Annotated in this window: 18 protein-coding genes and 3 tRNA genes; 10 read left to right on the top strand and 11 right to left on the bottom strand. The window is 61.7% G+C overall.

Translation table 11 applies throughout. The features are described from left to right. Window positions 1–54: 54 nt before the first annotated feature. Window positions 55–636, top strand: a complete 582-nt coding sequence (locus BDB13_RS22750) for a dihydrofolate reductase family protein (RefSeq protein ID WP_094273810.1) — start codon at window positions 55–57, stop codon at window positions 634–636. Here BDB13_RS22750 and BDB13_RS22745 read toward each other — a convergent pair. The 3 genes from BDB13_RS22745 to BDB13_RS22735 all read right to left on the bottom strand — a co-directional run bounded on the left by BDB13_RS22745 (window position 611) and on the right by BDB13_RS22735 (window position 4,014). Further along, entirely contained in the window at window positions 611–1,051 is a 441-nt protein-coding gene (locus BDB13_RS22745) for a MepB family protein (protein ID WP_254922927.1), read from the bottom strand. The two genes, BDB13_RS22750 and BDB13_RS22745, sit on opposite strands and share 26 nt — an antisense overlap. Window positions 1,052–1,101: 50 nt before the next feature. Further along, window positions 1,102–1,833 (bottom strand): polyprenol monophosphomannose synthase, encoded by a 732-nt coding sequence (locus BDB13_RS22740; RefSeq protein WP_094273808.1) that lies wholly within the window; start codon window positions 1,831–1,833, stop codon window positions 1,102–1,104. Window positions 1,834–1,932: 99 nt separating this feature from the next. Further along, window positions 1,933–4,014: a TPM domain-containing protein gene (locus BDB13_RS22735; RefSeq protein ID WP_094273807.1), complete on the bottom strand. Its 2,082-nt coding sequence runs from the start codon at window positions 4,012–4,014 to the stop codon at window positions 1,933–1,935. A 69-nt stretch (window positions 4,015–4,083) separates the two neighbouring features. On the opposite strand from BDB13_RS22735, the gene BDB13_RS22730 reads away from it, so the two are divergent. Together BDB13_RS22730 and BDB13_RS22725 are read left to right on the top strand one after the other, a co-directional pair. Then, window positions 4,084–4,776, top strand: coding sequence for a YdcF family protein (locus BDB13_RS22730; protein ID WP_094273806.1), 693 nt, complete (start codon window positions 4,084–4,086; stop codon window positions 4,774–4,776). Window positions 4,777–4,787: 11 nt separating this feature from the next. Continuing rightward, window positions 4,788–6,086, top strand: a complete 1,299-nt coding sequence (locus BDB13_RS22725) for a deoxyguanosinetriphosphate triphosphohydrolase (RefSeq protein WP_094273805.1) — start codon at window positions 4,788–4,790, stop codon at window positions 6,084–6,086. 4 nt (window positions 6,087–6,090) lie between these two features. Here the strand turns inward: BDB13_RS22725 and BDB13_RS22720 are convergent, their stop codons facing one another. Further along, complete coding sequence (locus BDB13_RS22720; RefSeq protein ID WP_094273804.1) at window positions 6,091–7,650, bottom strand: serine/threonine-protein kinase; 1,560 nt, start codon at window positions 7,648–7,650, stop codon at window positions 6,091–6,093. A gap of 128 nt (window positions 7,651–7,778) precedes the next feature. On the opposite strand from BDB13_RS22720, the gene dnaG reads away from it, so the two are divergent. Then, a complete protein-coding gene (gene dnaG / locus BDB13_RS22715; protein WP_094273803.1) occupies window positions 7,779–9,710 on the top strand; it encodes a DNA primase in 1,932 nt (643 codons plus the stop codon). 1 nt (window position 9,711) lies between these two features. Here the strand turns inward: dnaG and BDB13_RS22710 are convergent, their stop codons facing one another. Next, the gene (locus tag BDB13_RS22710) at window positions 9,712–9,963 is read right to left on the bottom strand and encodes a hypothetical protein (RefSeq protein ID WP_094273802.1); all 252 of its coding nucleotides are present in this window, start codon (window positions 9,961–9,963) and stop codon (window positions 9,712–9,714) included. Window positions 9,964–10,099: 136 nt separating this feature from the next. On the opposite strand from BDB13_RS22710, the gene BDB13_RS22705 reads away from it, so the two are divergent. Both BDB13_RS22705 and BDB13_RS22700 read left to right on the top strand, forming a co-directional pair. Then, a tRNA-Asn gene (locus BDB13_RS22705) sits at window positions 10,100–10,172 on the top strand. 161 nt (window positions 10,173–10,333) lie between these two features. After that, window positions 10,334–10,406 (top strand) — tRNA-Asn (locus tag BDB13_RS22700). Window positions 10,407–10,577: 171 nt separating this feature from the next. On the opposite strand, the gene BDB13_RS33105 is transcribed toward BDB13_RS22700, so the two are convergent. Then, window positions 10,578–10,775, bottom strand: coding sequence for a YuzF family protein (locus BDB13_RS33105; protein ID WP_254922926.1), 198 nt, complete (start codon window positions 10,773–10,775; stop codon window positions 10,578–10,580). 179 nt (window positions 10,776–10,954) lie between these two features. Between BDB13_RS33105 and BDB13_RS22690 the strand changes: the two genes are divergently transcribed. Continuing rightward, window positions 10,955–11,028: transfer RNA gene (locus tag BDB13_RS22690), tRNA-Ile, on the top strand. A 73-nt stretch (window positions 11,029–11,101) separates the two neighbouring features. Here the strand turns inward: BDB13_RS22690 and BDB13_RS22685 are convergent. Both BDB13_RS22685 and BDB13_RS22680 read right to left on the bottom strand, forming a co-directional pair. After that, window positions 11,102–11,629: a hypothetical protein gene (locus BDB13_RS22685; protein ID WP_094273801.1), complete on the bottom strand. Its 528-nt coding sequence runs from the start codon at window positions 11,627–11,629 to the stop codon at window positions 11,102–11,104. 146 nt (window positions 11,630–11,775) lie between these two features. Further along, window positions 11,776–11,979 carry a hypothetical protein gene (locus BDB13_RS22680; protein ID WP_254922925.1) on the bottom strand — a complete coding sequence of 68 codons (204 nt, stop codon included), beginning with the start codon at window positions 11,977–11,979 and terminating at the stop codon, window positions 11,776–11,778. A gap of 233 nt (window positions 11,980–12,212) precedes the next feature. Between BDB13_RS22680 and BDB13_RS22675 the strand changes: the two genes are divergently transcribed. From BDB13_RS22675 to BDB13_RS22665, 3 genes are all read left to right on the top strand, one after another. Next, entirely contained in the window at window positions 12,213–13,340 is a 1,128-nt protein-coding gene (locus BDB13_RS22675; protein WP_094273800.1) for an NDMA-dependent alcohol dehydrogenase, read from the top strand. 37 nt (window positions 13,341–13,377) lie between these two features. Then, a complete protein-coding gene (locus BDB13_RS22670) occupies window positions 13,378–14,202 on the top strand; it encodes a serine hydrolase domain-containing protein (protein ID WP_094273799.1) in 825 nt (274 codons plus the stop codon). 138 nt (window positions 14,203–14,340) lie between these two features. Continuing rightward, window positions 14,341–14,847, top strand: a complete 507-nt coding sequence (locus tag BDB13_RS22665) for a DUF3145 domain-containing protein (protein WP_094273798.1) — start codon at window positions 14,341–14,343, stop codon at window positions 14,845–14,847. Window positions 14,848–14,897: 50 nt separating this feature from the next. Here the strand turns inward: BDB13_RS22665 and BDB13_RS22660 are convergent, their stop codons facing one another. The 3 genes from BDB13_RS22660 to acpM form a co-directional block, all read right to left on the bottom strand. Continuing rightward, the gene (locus BDB13_RS22660; protein WP_094273797.1) at window positions 14,898–16,331 is read right to left on the bottom strand and encodes an acyl-CoA carboxylase subunit beta; all 1,434 of its coding nucleotides are present in this window, start codon (window positions 16,329–16,331) and stop codon (window positions 14,898–14,900) included. A gap of 104 nt (window positions 16,332–16,435) precedes the next feature. Further along, window positions 16,436–17,686 carry a KasA/KasB family beta-ketoacyl-ACP synthase gene (locus BDB13_RS22655; RefSeq protein WP_094273796.1) on the bottom strand — a complete coding sequence of 417 codons (1,251 nt, stop codon included), beginning with the start codon at window positions 17,684–17,686 and terminating at the stop codon, window positions 16,436–16,438. Window positions 17,687–17,693: 7 nt separating this feature from the next. Beyond that, window positions 17,694–17,969, bottom strand: coding sequence for a meromycolate extension acyl carrier protein AcpM (acpM, locus tag BDB13_RS22650; protein WP_033233096.1), 276 nt, complete (start codon window positions 17,967–17,969; stop codon window positions 17,694–17,696). Between the last annotated feature and the right edge of the window lie 66 nt (window positions 17,970–18,035).

Here is an 18,035-nt window from a genome sequence, read left to right as displayed (position 1 = left end):
GCCGCCCGTTTTCGTTTCCTGGCGTGGCGGGTCGAGGTGGCGCAGGATCGAAGTATGAGAAATCTGTCTGTGACCAACAGCGTGACTCTCGACGGCGTGATGCAAGCGCCCGGTGGACCCGAAGAGGACCGTCGCGGCGGCTTCGAACATGGCGGATGGGCAGCGCCGTTCAGTGATCTGGTGATGGCCCGAAAAATGGGGGAGGGCATCGCCGCGAAATCGGATCTGCTTTTCGGGCGGCGCACCTACGAGCAGTTTGCGTCGTATTGGCCTTTCCAGACAGGCAATCCGTTTACCGAGGTGCTCGACAACACCCGCAAGTACGTCGCGTCACGCACATTGACGGAACCGTTGCCGTGGAAGAACTCCACCCTCCTGCACGGCGACGCGGGCAATACGGTCGCGGCTTTGAAGGAAACTCCCGGCCCGAATGTGGTGATTCTCGGTAGTGGGGAACTGATTTCGGCTCTGGCGCGCCGCCGCCTCATCGACACCTACATACTGCTCATTCATCCGATGGTGCTCGGGACGGGACGAAAGTTGTTTCCCGACGGATCAGCTCTGGCTCAGTTCACCCTGACCGAAAGTGTCTCCACCACAACGGGAGTCATCATCGCGACGTATCAGCTGGTGTGAAGTACTCGACCTGCCATTTTTGCGTTCTTGATGCTTGGGCGCTGGTAGTGGTGACCCACGGAGGGTAAACGCGGATGGCGCGCTTGCCGCCCGTGAAATCCGTGGACACAACGCCGCGCTTGACCAGAACGTCGACGGGAAAGATGAAGTGCCCGAACTGCTCACCGTCGCTGACTCGCACGATGAATATCTCGACGCCGTCGCTGGTATCGAACGGGCGGATGGGCCCGGCGTCGGAACGACGCCACAGTGTCACGAACTGGCCGAGTTTGGTGGGCGTGGTCTTGGCGATTCGAAACACCGCGCTCGACCCGTCGACGGTCAGGGTATGCGCGCCGTATTCCGCACCCTCGGGTTCGGGAACGGGTGTGGAACAGTTGAATTCGCGCATGAATGCACACAACTCGAACGTCACGGGTGGAATGTCGCCGTTCTGTTGGAGTTGTGTGCATCCACGAATTGGCCTTACTTCTTGCCGAACTTGAGCTTCCACGGAACCAACGCCGACTCGATCTGAACGCTCAGGCTCATCTTCGAGACACCCTCGGTGCGCTCCTCGAAACGAATCGGAGTTTCAGCGATCTTCATGCCGCGCTGCACAACTCGGTAGTTCATCTCGACCTGGAATGCGTAACCGTTGCTCTGCACCGATTCCACGTCGATGTCACGCAAAGTCTTTGCATGCCATGCCTTGAATCCGGCAGTCGCGTCCTTGACATGTAGTCGCAGGATCGCGTTGACGTAGAAGTTGGCCCAGGCCGAAAGTGCCTTGCGGTGCCACGGCCAGTCTCCGGCGACTGCGCCGCCCTCGACGTAGCGTGAACCGAGCACCACAGCAGCGTCAGTTGTGGTGAGGATCTCGATCATCGAGGGGATTACCTCGGACGGATGCGAGAGATCGGCGTCCATTTGAATGACGATGTCCGCATTTTCGGCGAGCGCGCGCGTCATTCCGGCGACGTAGGCGCGGCCGAGTCCGTCCTTGACGGTGCGATGCAGAACACCCACCGGGATGGGTCCGTCGATGCCCAATTTGTCAGCAACCTCGCCCGTTCCATCGGGCGAGTTGTCGTCCACCACGAGGACATGCAGGTTCGGGATCTTCAACGCGGCAAGGCGATCGACGAGCTTGGGCAGGTTCTCACGCTCGTTGTACGTCGGTACAACCACGGTTATCTGCGGGGCAACGCTGTTCATAACACCTTCGTATGATCTGTGATCCCGACTTGCCGGATGGAGCGTACGACGAGGTCGGTCGCGAACAAAGTCAGAATTTTACTACCTCGATAGCTGGCCTCAGAACCGGCCGCCGCCGCCACCTCCACGACTGCCTCGTCCGCCGCCCCCGCCACTGAACCCGCCGCCGCCGAAACCGCCGCCTCGACCGCTACTGCTCGGGCCGCCGTACGACCGCGGACCGCCGCCTCCACCGCGCAAAACACTGTTGATCAGAATTCCGCCGAGGATCGCGCCGGCAGCGTTGTTGCCACCACCCCCGCCGCGGGGACGCTGGTTCGCTTCCCACGCGCTGACGTCGTTCTGAGCGGCACGCAGAGCGTGTGTGGCCAACGTGGTCGCGGCCTGCGCATGTTGCAGAGCCGTCGATGGATCGGAGGCCTGCAACTGCTGAGCGGCTTGCAGGTGGCGCTGAGCCTCGGCGTAGCGGGTCCGTGCCTCGGCGCCGATAGCACCGCGACGGGTATTGAGGAAGTCGCCGGCAGCGGTGATCTGGGCCTGCGCAGCCAGGATGTCTTGCGCGAGCCGCTGCTGCGCACGTTCGAGTTGCTGCTTCTGCTCCTGAGCCGCTGCGAGAAGTGCGTCCAACTGTGCGTCGGCCGCCACGACTTGATTGAAGGCGCCGAGGGGATCGCTGTCCTTCGACGCCTGAGCGTGAGCGAGTGCTGCTTGCGCGGCAGACTTCGCTGTGGCCAACTGCTCGCCGCCCTGCGCCAGATACGAATCCGCAGCCGTGATTCCCTGCTGCACGTCTTCCATGGCGGCCGGCAAGGTTGCGATGGCATTGCGGATGTCGTCGGCCGCGTGATCCACACCGTCGAGCAGTTTTCGTGCTTGATCCAATGCGGCCTCCGCAGTCCGGATCGCTGTCACAGCGCCGCCCTGCTTGCCGGCCGGCAAGGCAACGGCGTCGCGACCCGCTTCGATGTATTGCTCGGCAAGGGTCAGGCGTTCAGCGGCCATGGTCACGTTGCCGACCACCGGCGCCAGCGTCGGAGCGGGGAACTGGCTCTTGAGCGTGGTCAGGACGGCCTCGGACTCGGGCAGACGGACACTGAGTGCCACGACGCTCTGCGTCAATGCGTCCAACCTCGCGGGTGCATTGATGAGGAGGTCACGCATCGCGTCGAACTCTTCGACCCGCGCTTCCAGTTCCTGATCGGCACGTCCACAGGACGAAATGATGTCGATCAGCATCTGACGCCGCTGCTCCGGTGACTCCGGGATGGCGTCGTCAAGCTTCTGCCTGATGCCGAAGGCCCCGGCGAGGGTCGACCTGGCTTTGTCGAACGCCTGGGCAAAAGGTGCGATGGCGGCGTCACCGAATTCGCTCCGTGCGAGTTCGAGTTCTTCCTGGCTAGCCGAGATCGCATTGTCGGTCTCGACGAGAATCGCCTTGGCCCGCTCGTCGAGCGTCGGCAAGGGAAGTGCATTCAGTCCGGCAATGTCATCAGGCGCGATGTGCTTGGCGGCCTCGAGGCTTGCCTTGTTGTGGTCGTTCTTGCGTTTGCGTGAGTACAGAACCACGCCGCCGGTTCCGACGATCACCGCACCACCGGCCATGAGGAGTGTGCTCGCAGACATGCCGCCGCTCTTGGAGTTCGCGTCGCCGAGGGCACCGGCAGTGGCTATCGCGGCGCCGGCCCAATCGCCGTCGGCGAGAGCCGGTTCCAAGGCGTCGCCTGTGATGGAGTCGATGTCGGATTGTGTGATGTTCTTCAAACCCGGTGGAACATCGAGGTAGTAGGCGCGTTCCGTTGTCGCAACCGCGAGCAGCACTGTGTTCGCGTTGTTCAGCGTCGACTTCGTAATCGTCTGTTCGGCCCAGGCTTGACCGCCCATCTCGTTGAAATCGGGAACGAACGCGACCCACAGATCGATCTGATGGTCTTCGCTGAGTTGGTCGATCGCAGTCTGGATGTCGTTCTTCTGCCCACTGTTCAACACGCCGGACGTATCGGTGATCTGGTTGGGAAGCACCAACGGCGGATCTGCCGACGCGGCGGCCGGGCTGAAAATCAGCGCGAGAATCGCGAAGAGTGCCGCGACGACTGACATGGCGCCCCAACGACGAATCGGGCGAAGATACGCCCGGCCGCGGTCTGTCGGGGACGACTGCTCGATGTGTGCTGCGAAGGCCATGACGCAAATCTAACCGTTGTGGCGAGTCGGCAGCGCAGGTGACCGATGCGAACTGGCACAATTGCGGGAGTGAAACCAGCTTTCGGCAACCGCTCCCGCAACTCCACGTCCTCACGGGCTGGTGGCGGCTTCGGCGAGGGTTTGGCGCGATGGACCCGACGGTTCATTGCCGGGGCCATCCTCATGACGTTTGTTCTGATCGGTGGGACCGCGACTCGGGTGTGGCAGGTTGCGCGAATCGACGACACCACCCCCGCCGACGCGATTGTCGTTCTCGGGGCGGCCCAGTATTCGGGAACTCCGTCGTCGGTATTCGAAGCGCGGCTCGAGCAGGCGTACAAGCTGTACAAGCGCGGCGTCGCCCCCCAGATCATTACCGTCGGGGGCAAACAGGAAGGCGACGAGTACACCGAAGCTGCCTCCGGCAAGATGTATCTGAGCGACCGGGGGATACCGTCCAGCGCGATCACCGCAGTCGAAACGGGTTCCGACACTCTGCTCAGTATCGACGCCGTCAGTTCCGAAATGGCTTCACAAGGAATCAATTCCGCAGTTCTGGTCAGTGACCCTTGGCATTCGCTACGCACCCGAACGATGGCCCGCGACACCGGCCTCGAGGCCTGGACAGCTCCTACCCGGCAAGGCCCCGCCGTGTTCACCCGCGAATCCCAACTGCACGGAATCGCCCGCGAAACCGGCGCACTGCTCTGGTACCAGCTCACGCACTTCTCCGCTGACTTCCCCTACACGGCAGGGCAATAGGAGCATCCATCATGACGGCACACACCACGTACGGCGGCGGAACCTACTCCGAGCACGATCTGGAACGTCGCGTCGTCGAAGCTCCGAAACGAGCAGGATTGCCGGGCTCGCAGATTCCTGCGGCGCAACACCGTTCGGACTTCTCGCGTGACCGCGCCCGTGTGCAGCATTCCGCGGCGCTACGACGCCTCGCCGACAAAACGCAGGTCGTCGGTCCTCGCGACGGCGACACCCCACGTACCAGGCTGACGCACTCGATGGAAGTTGCCCAGATCGGCCGCGGAATCGCCGATGGACTCGGTTGTGATCCTGACCTCGTCGACCTCGCAGGTTTGGCCCACGACATCGGGCATCCGCCGTACGGCCACAATGGTGAGAAGGCGCTCGACGAAGTCGCTCACAATTGCGGCGGTTTCGAAGGAAACGCCCAGAACCTGCGCATTCTCACCAGCCTCGAACCTAAAATTCTGCGACCCGACGGGTTCAGCGCCGGCCTCAACCTCACCCGCGCGGCCCTCGACGCCGCGATCAAATATCCGTGGACGAGGCCCGAACCCGGAGCCAAATTCGGTGCCTACGACGACGATGCCGACGTGTTGGCCTGGGTACGCGAAGGCGCTCCCGAGCGTCGGCAAGCATTGGAAGCCCAGGTCATGGACTGGGCGGACGACGTCGCCTATTCAGTGCACGACGTCGAGGACGGCGTGATTGCCGGCCGGATCGACTTACGTTCACTGGCCGATCCGATCGAACAGCGGGCTCTCGCCGAATTGGGTGCGTCGGAGTTTCGGGGCCTCGTCGTCGACGATCTGATCGAAGCGGCGCAACGATTGTCGGAACTGCCGGTAGTCCAGGGCGTCGGCAGCTACGACGGGACCCTGCACAGTTCCGTCGCGCTGAAGAACCTGACCAGTGAACTGGTCGGACGCTTCGCGACAGCGGCCATCGCCGAGACTCGGTTGACCAACGGGGACCGCCCGCTCGCTCGCTACCAAGCCGATCTCGATGTTCCCGAAGCCGTTGCATCGGAAGTGGCTTTGCTCAAAACCGTTGCGCTGTATTACGTCATGTCCGACGCCGGTCACAAAGCACGCCAAGACCGTCAACGTGACCGAGTCCACCGAGTCGCGGAATGGCTACTGGCAACTGCGCCGGCGGGATTGGACCCGATCCTGGTTCCGGCTTGGGAACGCGCCGACAACGACAGTGCCCGCACCCGAGTGGTCGTGGATCAGATTGCGTCGTACACGGAGAGCCGCCTCGAGCGCGTCGACAAAGCCAGCCTCGGCGCACAAGCAAGCTGGGGCTGACGCTTCAGCAGGTGATGAAGCTGCTCGGATCGGTGGACTTGTCCAGCCACTTGCCGTAGGCATCGCCGCCGGCGTCGTCAACGTCGGCGCAGATCTCGTCACGTGATTTTCCGGAAGGCAGAAATACCGCGTAGATTGCCGTGCCCGAGTCCGAAACCTGGCGCAACGACGGGCAGGACTGGTCGGTGCGTAGGTACTGCGAACCCGGAAACATGTCGAGATAACGTTGGATGTCGTTCGCATACGTTGCCGGATCAGTGGCATTGGCCAGCACGACAATTCCGGAACCGTTGCACGACGGAACCGTCATCGGCTTACTCAATCCGAGATCGCCGGATCGGGCGCTCGGCCTCGTGGTGGTGCTTCGTGCCTTGGACGTTGTGGTTTGCAGATCGGCCGTCGGCAGGACTTCGAGATTCGGTGTCTTCACATCCACCTCGAGCGGCGTCGGCTGTGGTGGGGTCGTTGCTGATAGCGGCGCGATCGCGATTGGTGATTCGGTACCGGGCCGCGTCATTACCCAGGCCGTAGTACCGCCCGCCGCGAGTAGGAGCGCTGCCGCTGCCGCGCCGAGAATGATCGGCATCCGGTTCTTCCTCGCCTCGACCGGAGGCCCGTAGTGCTGCATCTGCCCGTGATGTTGCTGGTCGATCATGGTGGGGGACGGGGGCGAAACGATCGTCGACTGGAGGCCGAAAGTGCGAGCAGACTGTGCCGACGTCAACAGTGCCTGCTGAGCCTCGCGAGCAAGGTCGCCCGTCGTCGCGTAGCGCTGGGCGGGATCCTTGGCCATTCCGCGAGCGATGATGGCGTCGAACAGCGGTGGTAGTGCCGGAATGGTGAGCGTGGGACGCGGCGGCGGTGCGTTGAGGTGTGAATTGACGAGATGCTCGATGCTCGACGTATTGAAAGGTGTTGTTCCCGTCAGGGATTGGTAGAGAACGCACGCCAAGGCATAGACGTCGGCGGCGGCAGTCGGAGCTTGGATTCCGAAACGCTCCGGCGCCATGTACGCGTACGAACCGATAGCGCTGCCCTCAGTGGTGATCTTGGTATCGGTATGGGAGTACGCGATCCCGAAGTCGACCAGGTACGCGAACCCCGCGCCGGTGAGAATGATGTTGTCAGGTTTGACGTCGCGATGGATCAGTCCGTTGGCGTGGGCAGCGTCGAGTCCTGCGGCAATCTGCGAGACGATGTCGACGGCCCGTGCCGGTTCGAGTTTGCCGAATTGTGCCAGCTCCGCACGCAAGGTGTGGCCGTCCACGAGTCGCATGTCGATATACAGAACGCCGTCGATCTCACCCCAGTCATGGACGGGAATGACGTGCGGCTCGTTCAGTGCCGCAGTAAGGCGTGATTCTCGCCGAAAGCGAGCCTGGAAGGACGGGTCGGCAGCAAGTTCGCGATGGAGCAATTTGAGGGCGACAAGGCGGTCCTTCGATGTGTCGTACGCCTCGTAGACCTCACCCATGCCGCCGCGACCGAGCAGTCGCCGCAACTCGTAGACGCCGAATCGGGTACCTGACCGCCCATCAGGTGAGTTCGGGGCGTTTCCAGTCATCGGCGGTCCTGTCGTCCTGTTCGGCTGGTCGTGTTCGGCTCGTCCTGTTCAGGACGGGCCACCAACATATCCTTCTCGGTTACAGATCCTTGTCAGCCGCGGGCGGTGGACCGCCTAGACTGGCAGACGTGGCGGGCCGAATTTCTGACAGAGACATCGCGGCCATTCGCGAACGCACACGAATCGAAGACATCGTCGGTGAGTACGTCTCACTCAAGCGCGCCGGCGGAGATTCCATCAAAGGCCTGTGCCCGTTCCACGACGAGAAGTCACCGTCGTTCCACGTGCGTCCCAACCACGGGCTCTACCACTGCTTCGGATGCGGTGAGGGCGGCGACGTCTACTCCTTCCTCCAGAAGATGGATCACATCAGTTTTGTCGAGGCCGTCGAACAGTTGGCCGACCGACTGAACTACTCGATTTCCTACGAGGGCGGCGGTCCCTCGGTGCAGCGCGATCGCGGGACGCGCGCACGATTGATCGCAGCCAATGCGGCAGCTCAGGAGTTCTACGCTGCCCGGTTGAAGGAACCTGACGCGCAAGCCGCGCGCGACTATCTCACCGAACGCAATTTCGACGGTGCGGCTGCCCTGCAATTCGGCTGCGGCTACGCGCCCGACGGCTGGGACATTCTTACAAAACACTTGATGGCCAAGGGATTCGAGTTCAAAGAGCTCGAAGCAGCCGGCCTGTCCAAGGAAGGTCGGCGCGGCCCGATCGACCGATTCCATCGTCGTCTACTGTGGCCCATCCGCAGTGTCGCCGGCGACGTCATCGGCTTCGGTGCCCGTAAACTTTTCGACGACGACACCATGCCGGGTAAGTACGTCAACACCCCGGAAACCATCCTGTACAAGAAGTCTCAGGTCTTGTTCGGTCTCGACCTCGCTAAACGTGATATCGCCAAGGGGCACCAGGCCGTCGTCGTCGAGGGATACACCGACGTCATGGCGATGCACTTGGCCGGCGTCAAGACCGCCGTCGCATCGTGTGGCACTGCATTCGGTGAGGAGCATCTTGCGATGCTGCGCCGACTCCTGATGGACGACAGCTACTTTCGCGGCGAGATCATCTACACCTTCGACGGCGACGCTGCGGGACAAGCTGCCGCGATGAAGGCCTTCGAGGGCGATCAGAAGATGGCCGGGCAGACCTTTGTCGCCGTCGCGCCGGACGGGATGGACCCTTGCGATCTCCGTCTCGCATCCGGTGACGCGGCCGTCCGTGACCTTGTGGCGCGCCGCACCCCGATGTTCGAATTCGTCGTCAAATCCATACTCACCGAACATGACCTCGAGACCGCCGAAGGTCGCGTCGAGGCCTTGCGTCGAACTGTTCCCGTCGTCGCGCAGATCAAGGAATCGACACTGCGGGACAGCTACGCGAACCTGCTGTGCGGGTGGGTCGGTTGGGACGATCTTCCGTCCGTGCGCCGACGCGTACGTGACGAAGCTCGCAAACGTGCCGCCATGCGCGGTTCGTCGCCGGCGCCCAAGCGTCGCCAAGTTGTCGAAGAACCGAGCGACGACGCTTTGGCGCTGCCGATCGGCATTTCCAGGCCTCGCCCCAATGACCCGGCACTGTCTACCCAGCGGGCCGTCCTGAAGGCGGCCCTGCAGTACCCAGGGATCGCCGGAACAGTATTCGACTCCCTGCCTGCCGAAACGTTCACGCATCCGGCCTACGTGGCAATCAGGCAATCAATGGCCGACGTCGGCGGAACCAGCAAGGGTCTTGGCGGCGCCGAATGGATCGACGTCGTCACCAAGGGCGTCAACGACGTGACGGTTGCCTCGGTGATCTCGGAATTGGCCGTCGAACCGATGCCCTGTGACGAAGAGACAGTTCCGCGGTACATCACCGGCGTGCTTGCGAGACTGCAGGAAGCCTGGGTCGGCGAACAGGTCGCGGACCTCAAATCGAAGCTTCAACGTATCTCGCCGGCCGCAGCGCCTGAGGAATACAACTCGCTGTTCGGCGACCTCGTCGCACTCGAGCAGTATCGCCGACAACTGCGTGAACAAGCTGTCGGCGATACCAGCGCCGGATTGCCCGGCTGAGCTAGCGGTTCTTCTTCAACTGGTCGTGGGGGACCAGGATCGTTGTTTCCTCGTTGAGCGGCTTCATGGGCTCGAGCTTCGGCTGCGTGCTCAATGAGTCCGCCAACTTCTGACGCGACGCGTCCAGCACCTTCTTGGTGGCCGGACTGGTCGCCACCGCCTTGGCTGCCCGGCTGATCTGTTCGTATCGTGCGCGGCCTGCCTTCGTTCCCAGGACGTACCCAGCTGCAACACCGATCAACAAACGCATCATTCCCGCTTCCCTCCAGCACCGATCGTCCTGTGTCCATCCTGCCTGATGACTCGCTGGGCAGGCGATTTGGTACTTCGGCGATGCGTTCGCTACAGTTTCTCAGGCAACGCCGAAACGGGCGCTGCAAGCAAGATAATCCCCTGTAGCTCAATTGGCAGAGCTTCCGACTGTTAATCGGACGGTTACTGGTTCGAGTCCAGTCGGGGGAGCGTGCAACCCCCATTCGGAGTAATCCGGGTGGGGGTTTTTCGTTTTTTCTGTGTGCTGAACAGGCTTGCGATGGTTGCTGGACTGCCGTATTGGTACTTCGGCGATGCATTGGGTAATGTTGCTGTCGGCAACGTCGTGATCGGCGCTGCCGGCAAGATAATCCCCTGTAGCTCAATTGGCAGAGCTTCCGACTGTTAATCGGACGGTTACTGGTTCGAGTCCAGTCGGGGGAGCGCAACGAAGATGTCCCTGATCCGCAATCGCGGGTCGGGGACATTTTTGTTGTCCGAGCTGAATTGAGGCCGAGGCGAGCCAGAGTGCGAAAAGTGCTTCGCCCGTGGTGAATCGAGAGAAAGAAAAGCCCCGACGCAGTGATGCGCCGGGGCTTGACTTGAAAAGAACGACTACTTCGCTGCGCGGTCCGAGGGCTCGAACAGGCGCACGATGTGGGCCGGGTTGATGTAGTAGACCCCGTTGGGGGAGTGGAGGACCAACGTGTCCTCCGTGAAGTCCTTGACGGTGCCGTTGAGCTTCGCGCCATCGGACATGATGATGCGGATAGTGGCCTTGGAGTTCTTGAATTCAGAGAGTGCAAGCTTCATGTGATGATCCTGTTCCGTGGGGTGTGCTCTCCAACGGTATCGGGTTCACGCACTAATGCCGACCAAGTCCATATCTCGTGCACTCATGTGAGGTGGACCAGTCACAACCTGCCCGGTTGTGATGTGCGTCGGATGGGCCGGTAACATTCGGACGCGCCGAGATGCAGTGTATTTCGGATGGGGCGGTAGCTCAGTCGGTTAGAGCCGTGGACTCATAATCCATTGGTCGTGGGTTCGAGCCCCACCCGCCCCACTTCCTCTGCGCGATCCTGAAGGATTTCACTCGCTCAGCGAACGAAATCCTTCACAATCGCGCCGCGCTGGCGTTAGCCCAGCGAGAAGGACAGGGGCTCCCGTGCCTCCGCCTCGGAGTACGTCAACCCACCGCGGTGGGAGACCTCGACCTCGTAAAACTCACTGCCTGCCAGTACACCTTTGATGGTGAACGGCAGGACGCACTCGCCGCTGGACCTGTCTCCACTTTCGAGTCTGCCAGTGGCGAGCGTCTTGCCATTCCCGTTGGTTACCTTCACCTCGGTACCGGAATGAATGTCGTCATAGCCGCCATCGCCGACGCAGCCGGAGCCGGTTGAACTCGAGTCGCTGGAGTCCAAGCTCATGGTTCCCGTCATCGTGAACGCGCTTGGTGCGTTTGCCTTGCCGATCAGCGCGATTGCACCGAACACTGCACCGGCGATCGCGAGGGCGCCCACCGCACCCGTCACAACCCAGACCACAGGGTGCGTCGGACGTGGGACCGAGGCGGCGCCGTGGCCGAGGCCGAGGTTATAGCCGTCGTGCCACGCATGGTCGACGTTCGAATCGGGCTGGAAAGGCGGCGGAGGCTGCGTCATACCTACATAGTTCTCGAATTCTCGACCAACCGTTACGTCTTTTGTCCGATTGGTATAGATACTCGGCTCGACTACGCAGCCCCGCGATCCTGAAGGATTTCACTCGCTCAGCGAACGAAATCCTTCACGATCACGAGAGCTCCGAACTAGGTCGAGTAGTCGCGCAGCGTGAACACGAATCCGACTGCAATCGTCACTACAGCGACGATGTAGACCGTGATCCGCAACCACACCGGCCCGACGTAACTGACTGTGATCGCTGCAGCGAGGGCAACGATGATCATGACCACGCCGTAGGCCGGTGTGCGTTGCGGATGTTCCCCGTGCCGATCCCCGGGACTGCCCATCATCAAAGTCTGCTCCGCATCGGACGGTGCGCGCAATGGCTGGAGCGAGCGGTCCGACAACCTGGTTGTCCCACTCAGTGGGTCATCCCAGGTTTGGGCGCCACGCCGAAAGTCCAGCTCAATAGCGCGTCTGACCTGCGAATCTAAATCTTTCGTTAGAACACGTTCCAATTTCGATCATTTGTGGCTATGGTCACAAAGAAAGATGCGGGTGTGCGAATGAAAGGTGAAGTGACGTGAAGACCAAGGGTGCAATCCTGTGGGGCCTGGGCGAGAAGTGGTCCGTCGAGGAGATTGAGATCGGCGAGCCGGTAGCCGGTGAAGTCCAGATCCGCATGGAAGCGGCCGGAATGTGCCACTCCGACCACCACATCGTCACCGGCGCAACGCCGATGGCGTCGTTCCCCGCAATGGGTGGACACGAAGGTTCCGGTGTCATCACCAAGGTCGGCGCCGAGGTCCACGGCCTCGAGGTCGGCGACCACGTGGTCCTGTCCTTCATCCCCGCGTGTGGAACCTGTCCGGCATGTTCGGGCGGACACCAGAATCTCTGCGACCTCGGCATGGGACTCCTCAGTGGCCAGGCGATCAGTGACGGCACGTACCGAATCCAGGCTCGCGGCGAGAACGTGATCCCGATGTGCCTGCTCGGAACGTTCTCTCCGTACATGGTCGTCAACCAGTCGTCCGTCGTGAAGATCGACAGGGACATTCCGTTCGAGGTTGCCGCACTGGTCGGTTGCGGCGTTCCTACCGGTTGGGGATCGGCAACACACGTAGCCGACGTCAAGCCCGGTGAAGACGTTGTCATCATGGGTGTCGGCGGTGTTGGCATCAGTGCACTTCAGGGCGCTGTGGCCTCCGGTGCACGCAAGATCTTCGCCATCGATCCGGTGCCGTGGAAGCGCGAGCAGGCCCTCAAGTTCGGTGCCACGCACGCCTACGAAAGTGCTGCGGCCGCAATCGAACCGATCATCAACGAAACCCACGGTCGGATGGCTCAGAAGGTCATCATCACCGTCGGTGAGATGAAGGGCGAGTACGTCGAAGAGGCCATGATCCTGACCGCCAAGGCCGGCCGCTGCGTCGTCACCGCCATGGGTCACCTCACGGACATGGACGTCAAGCTCAACCTGTTCCTGATGTCCATGCTGCAGAAGGATCTTCAGGGCAACATCTTCGGCGGCGGCAACGCCCGTCAGGACGTTCCGAACCTCCTTGCGATGTACAAGGCAGGCAAGCTCAACCTCGACGACATGATCACTCGGACCTACAGCCTCGAAGAGGTTAACGAGGGATACCAGGACATGCTGGACGGCAAGAACATCCGTGGCGTCATCCGCTACACCGAAGCTGACTGGTGATCAGTTAACTGAATCCATGGGCCAGTAGTCTGATCGAGTGCACAGTCTTGACGTAATCGATCAGTGGCCCGTCGACCATGCGGCAGCGGTCGTTCTCTCGGGAAAGAATTCCGACGAGGGCGGCCGCTTTCGTGCGTTCCACGGCGATCAGCATCGGGTCTTTCCGTTGGCGTCGGTGACAAAACTGTTGTGTGCGTACGCAATTCTTGTTGCCGTCGAAGAAGGTGCTGTCGAGCTTGATCAGCCGGCAGGTCCCGATGGTTCCACCGTTCGCCATCTGCTCGCGCACGCGTCGGGATTGGCGTTCGGGGAGCGGAAGGTCCAGGCGCCCGTCGCGTCGAAGCGCATCTATTCGAGTGCGGGGTTCGAGGTGCTCGCCGAATTGATCGAGAGCGAGACGTCGATACCTTTTGCCGACTATCTAGCCGAGGCCGTCTTTGAACCGTTGCAGATGCGCACCGCAGAATTGGTGGGGCCTGCGGGGCACGGAGCCCAGGCGTCAGCCGAGGATCTGTCGAAGTTCGCTGCAGAGCTACTCGCTCCGACGCTGATTTCGCCGCAGACGCACAAAGCGGCGACTTCGGTCCAGTTTCCCGGCTTGAACGGAATTTTGCCGGGATACGGCTCCCAGCGCCCCAATGACTGGGGTTTGGGTTTCGAGATCCGCGGTCACAAGAATCCGCACTGGACCGGTCTGGAGAACTCCGAGGCTACCTACGGTCACTTCGGCCAGTCGGGAACCTTCTTGTGGGTTGATCCGAGTATCGACACGGCGTGCGTCGTTCTTACCGATCGACCATTTGGGGACTGGGCCAAGCCGTTATGGACCGAGGTGTCCGATCACGTAATAGCGGGGAAATAGCAGACAAATAGGTAACAATTTTCTCCCGTTTCACTAGCGCAACACAGGCAACACAGGCACACTGTTCAATCGAGCCTGCTTCACAAACTCGGCAGAGGTCGTTGGGGAAGACGTCCCTCGTCGAAGCAGGAGGCTCGTGTGCAATCGAATCACCTCGCGGATCTGACGGCTGGTGTGGTCTACATCCACTCGTCACCCGCTGCGTTATGCCCGCACGTGGACTGGGCTTTGTCCGCCACGTTGGCGAGTCCTGCCAAGCTGAGATGGACTTCTCAGCCGGCAGACAACGGACTGCTTCGTGCAACAACGGATTGGTCCGGTCCCGTCGGAACCGGTGCAAGACTGGTTGATTCGTTGCGCGTGTGGCCGATGCTCAGATTCGAGGTCACCGAGGATGCAAGCTGCGGGGTGGACGGCGAACGCTACAGCCATGTACCCGGGCTCGGGCTGTGGCGGGGTTCCACCAGTGCAAACGGTGATGTGATGGTCGGCGAGATGCGACTGAGATCCATCATGAAAGCGGGCGGCGACATCGTGGCCGAGATCGATCGCGCGATGGGCGCGCCCTGGGATGAAGAGTTGGAACCGTACCGAAGCTCCGGTGAGGGCGCAGAAGTGATGTGGCTACACCGTCGAGTGAGCTGATGTGAACGTGGAGGGCGGGCCGCTGATCAGCGGCCCGCCCTCCACGTTTCTCACAACGGAATGTTCTTGTGGGTTCCGCGTACGTTCGGTGCCGCAGCAAGAGCCGCCGTGACGATACTGCGAGTCTTGGCGGGATCGATTTCCCGGTCGACCACACCGATTTCGACGGCCCGATCCACGCCACCGGCAATGGCTTCGTGCTCGGCTGCGAGTCGATCGTGCAAGGCCTCACGCTCGTCGTCGGGTGTGGCGGCCAGGGCACGCTTGTGCAGGATCCCCACAGCGGCCTTGGCTCCCATGACAGCAACTTCGGAATTCGGCCACGCGAATACGGCCGTTGCGCCGAGTGCACGAGAATTCATCGCGATGTAGGCCCCGCCGTAGATCTTTCGGGTCACCACGGTGACGCGGGGAACGGTGGCTTCGGCGAAGGCGTGCAACAGTTTCGCGCCCCGTCGGACGACGCCTTCCCATTCCATCGACACACCCGGCAGGTAGCCGGGGACATCAACGACAACCACCAGCGGAACTCCGAATGCGTTGCACAAGCGCACGAATCGTGCCGACTTCTCCGCACTCTCGGAATTGAGGCATCCGCCCAGACGAAGCGGATTGTTGGCGATGACGCCGACAGTGCGGCCCGCCATCCGGCCGAATCCGGTCACGATGCTGCGGGCGTAATTTCCTTGCAGCTCTTCGAAACTCGACTCGCCCTCGACGTTGTCGAGTAGTTCGTGGACGATCGGCCGCACGTCGTAGGCGCGTTTCGCCGACGCCGGCATCATGGCCCGCAGATCGGAATCGCCGAGTTCGGCAGCACGCTGATCGAACGTGCCCTGCTCGCAGAGCATGGAGACGAGTCGTCGGGCGCGGTGCAGGGCATCGGACTCGTCGTGCGCGGCAATGTGTGCGACACCGGACTTCTTTGTGTGGGTGTCGGGTCCGCCGAGCGAGATCATGTCGACCTGTTCGCCGGTGACGCTACGTACGACGTCGGGGCCGGTGACAAAAACACGACCTTCGGGCGCCATGATGACCACGTCGGTCAGTGCGGGACCGTAGGCGGCTCCGCCGGCGGCAAAGCCCAGAACTACAGAGATTTGGGGGACAAGGCCCGACGCGCGGACCATCGCCTCGAAAACAAGTCCGACGGCATGGAGGGCTTCGACGCCCTCGGCCAGGCGGGCGCCACCGGAATGCCAGAGGCCCACGATGGGAGTCTGCTCGTCGATGGCGGTATTGATCGCGCTGACAAGATGCTTGCACCCATCGACACCCATAGCGCCGCCCATGACGGTGGCATCCGAGCAGTAGGCGATGGTGCGAATACCGTCGATCATTCCGGATGCCGCGAGTACACCGGATTTGTCACGAGGGTGGAGAGGAACGGTAGTTCCCGGATCGAACAGATTCTCCAGGCGCGCAAGGGGATCGCGTGGGTCTGTCGACGATTCGGACTTTGTCACGGGGGCCAGAATGGTCATCGCGTCCTCCTTCAATTACGTGCCTTCGGGTTAATTGCCGATCGGTGTGCCCGCGGGCGACGCTGTGTTCTTTGGCGTCACCCGCGGACAGGTACAACGACTGGCTATGCCCGGCCGAAAGCGAGCGCAACATTGTGCCCACCGAAACCGAACGAGTTGTTCAGTGCGAAATCGAAGCTGCCGGTTCGGGCTTCGCCCTTGACGACATCGAGATCGATCTCTGGATCCTGGTTGTCGAGATTGAGCGTCGGCGGAATGATTCCGTCGCGCACAGCCAGAACCGTCAGGACGGATTCGAGTGCGCCGACAGCGCCGATCGAATGTCCCAGCGCGGATTTCGGTCCGTACACCGCAGCGTGAGTGCCCACTGCGGCATTGATTGCTGCAGCCTCTGCGATGTCGCCGATCGGCGTCGCAGTGGCATGAGCATTGATGTGCTTGATATCCGACTTGGTCAGACCGGCCATCTCGATCGCGCGAGTCATCGCTCGCGCCGCGCCCAGCCCTTCGGGATGTGGTGCCACGATGTGATAGCCGTCGGAGGTGATTCCGGTGCCCAACAGGCGGGCATGAATCGTAGCCCCGCGTGCCTTGGCATGTTCCTCGGTTTCGAGGATCATCAGAGCGCCAGCCTCACCGAACACAAAACCGTCGCGGTCCTTGTCGAACGGACGTGAAGCCGCAGTCGGGTTCTCGTTGTTGGTGCTCATCGCGCGCATCATGGCAAAGCTTGCGATGGGAACGGCGTCGATGAAACTCTCGACACCGCCGGCCACCACCATGTCCACGTCACCCATGACCAGCATGCGGTGAGCGTGAGCGATAGCTTCGGAACCGGACGAGCAGGCGGAGACGGGAGTGATGACGCCACCCCGGGCGCCGAGCTCCAGTCCCACCGTCGCAGCCGGCCCGTTCGGCATGACCATCTGCACCGCGAACGGAGACACCTTGCGGTATCCGCCCTCACGGAGCTTGTCGACGGCATTGATCAGTGTGTCGCCGCCGCCGAGTCCGGTGCCGATGACAACCGCGAGGCGGTCCTGATCGACCTCGGGACTACCGGCATTGCTCCACACTGTGCGGCCGAGGGTGAGCGCGAGTCGCTCGACCCAGCTCATCCGTCGGATTTCAACTCGCGAGAGGCCCTCGTCCGGTGAAACTTTGAGGTGCCCGCCGATGCGAATCGGAAGGTCGAATTCTTCGATGAACGGGTCGTCGAGGACTCCGATGCCGCTTTCGCCGGCGAGCAGTGCCTTCCACGTGCCATCCACATCACCAGCTACCGACGTCGAAGTCGCGAGGCTCGTGACTACGATGTCGGGAAATTTCCCCCTGCGGGTAGAAGCGGAAGTCACGGTCGGCTCACTCTGCGTTCTTGGCTTCGGCGCCTTCGGCTTCGAGCTTCTGAATGTAGGCAACGATGTCGCCGACGGTGCGCAGGCCTGCAAGATCCTCATCCGGAACCTTGACGCCGTACTTGTCTTCGGTCTGGACAGCGATCTCGACCATGGACAGGGAGTCAATATCGAGGTCGTCCACGAAGGACTTGTCAGCGGTGACCTCGGAAGGCTCGATACCGGTGACCTCCTCTACGATCTGGCCGAGTTCCGCGATGATTTCTTCCTGAGTGTGGGCCACTGGTGTGGCTCCCTTCTTGATCGATTGAGGTAGTGCGCCACGTTCAGCGTTCGGAAGCTGAACGTG

This window comes from Rhodococcus sp. OK302, from assembly GCF_002245895.1.
GTDB lineage: Bacteria > Actinomycetota > Actinomycetes > Mycobacteriales > Mycobacteriaceae > Rhodococcus_F.
The sequence above is the reverse complement of the archived record's forward strand: the minus strand, read 5'-3'. Positions and strand labels throughout refer to the sequence as shown.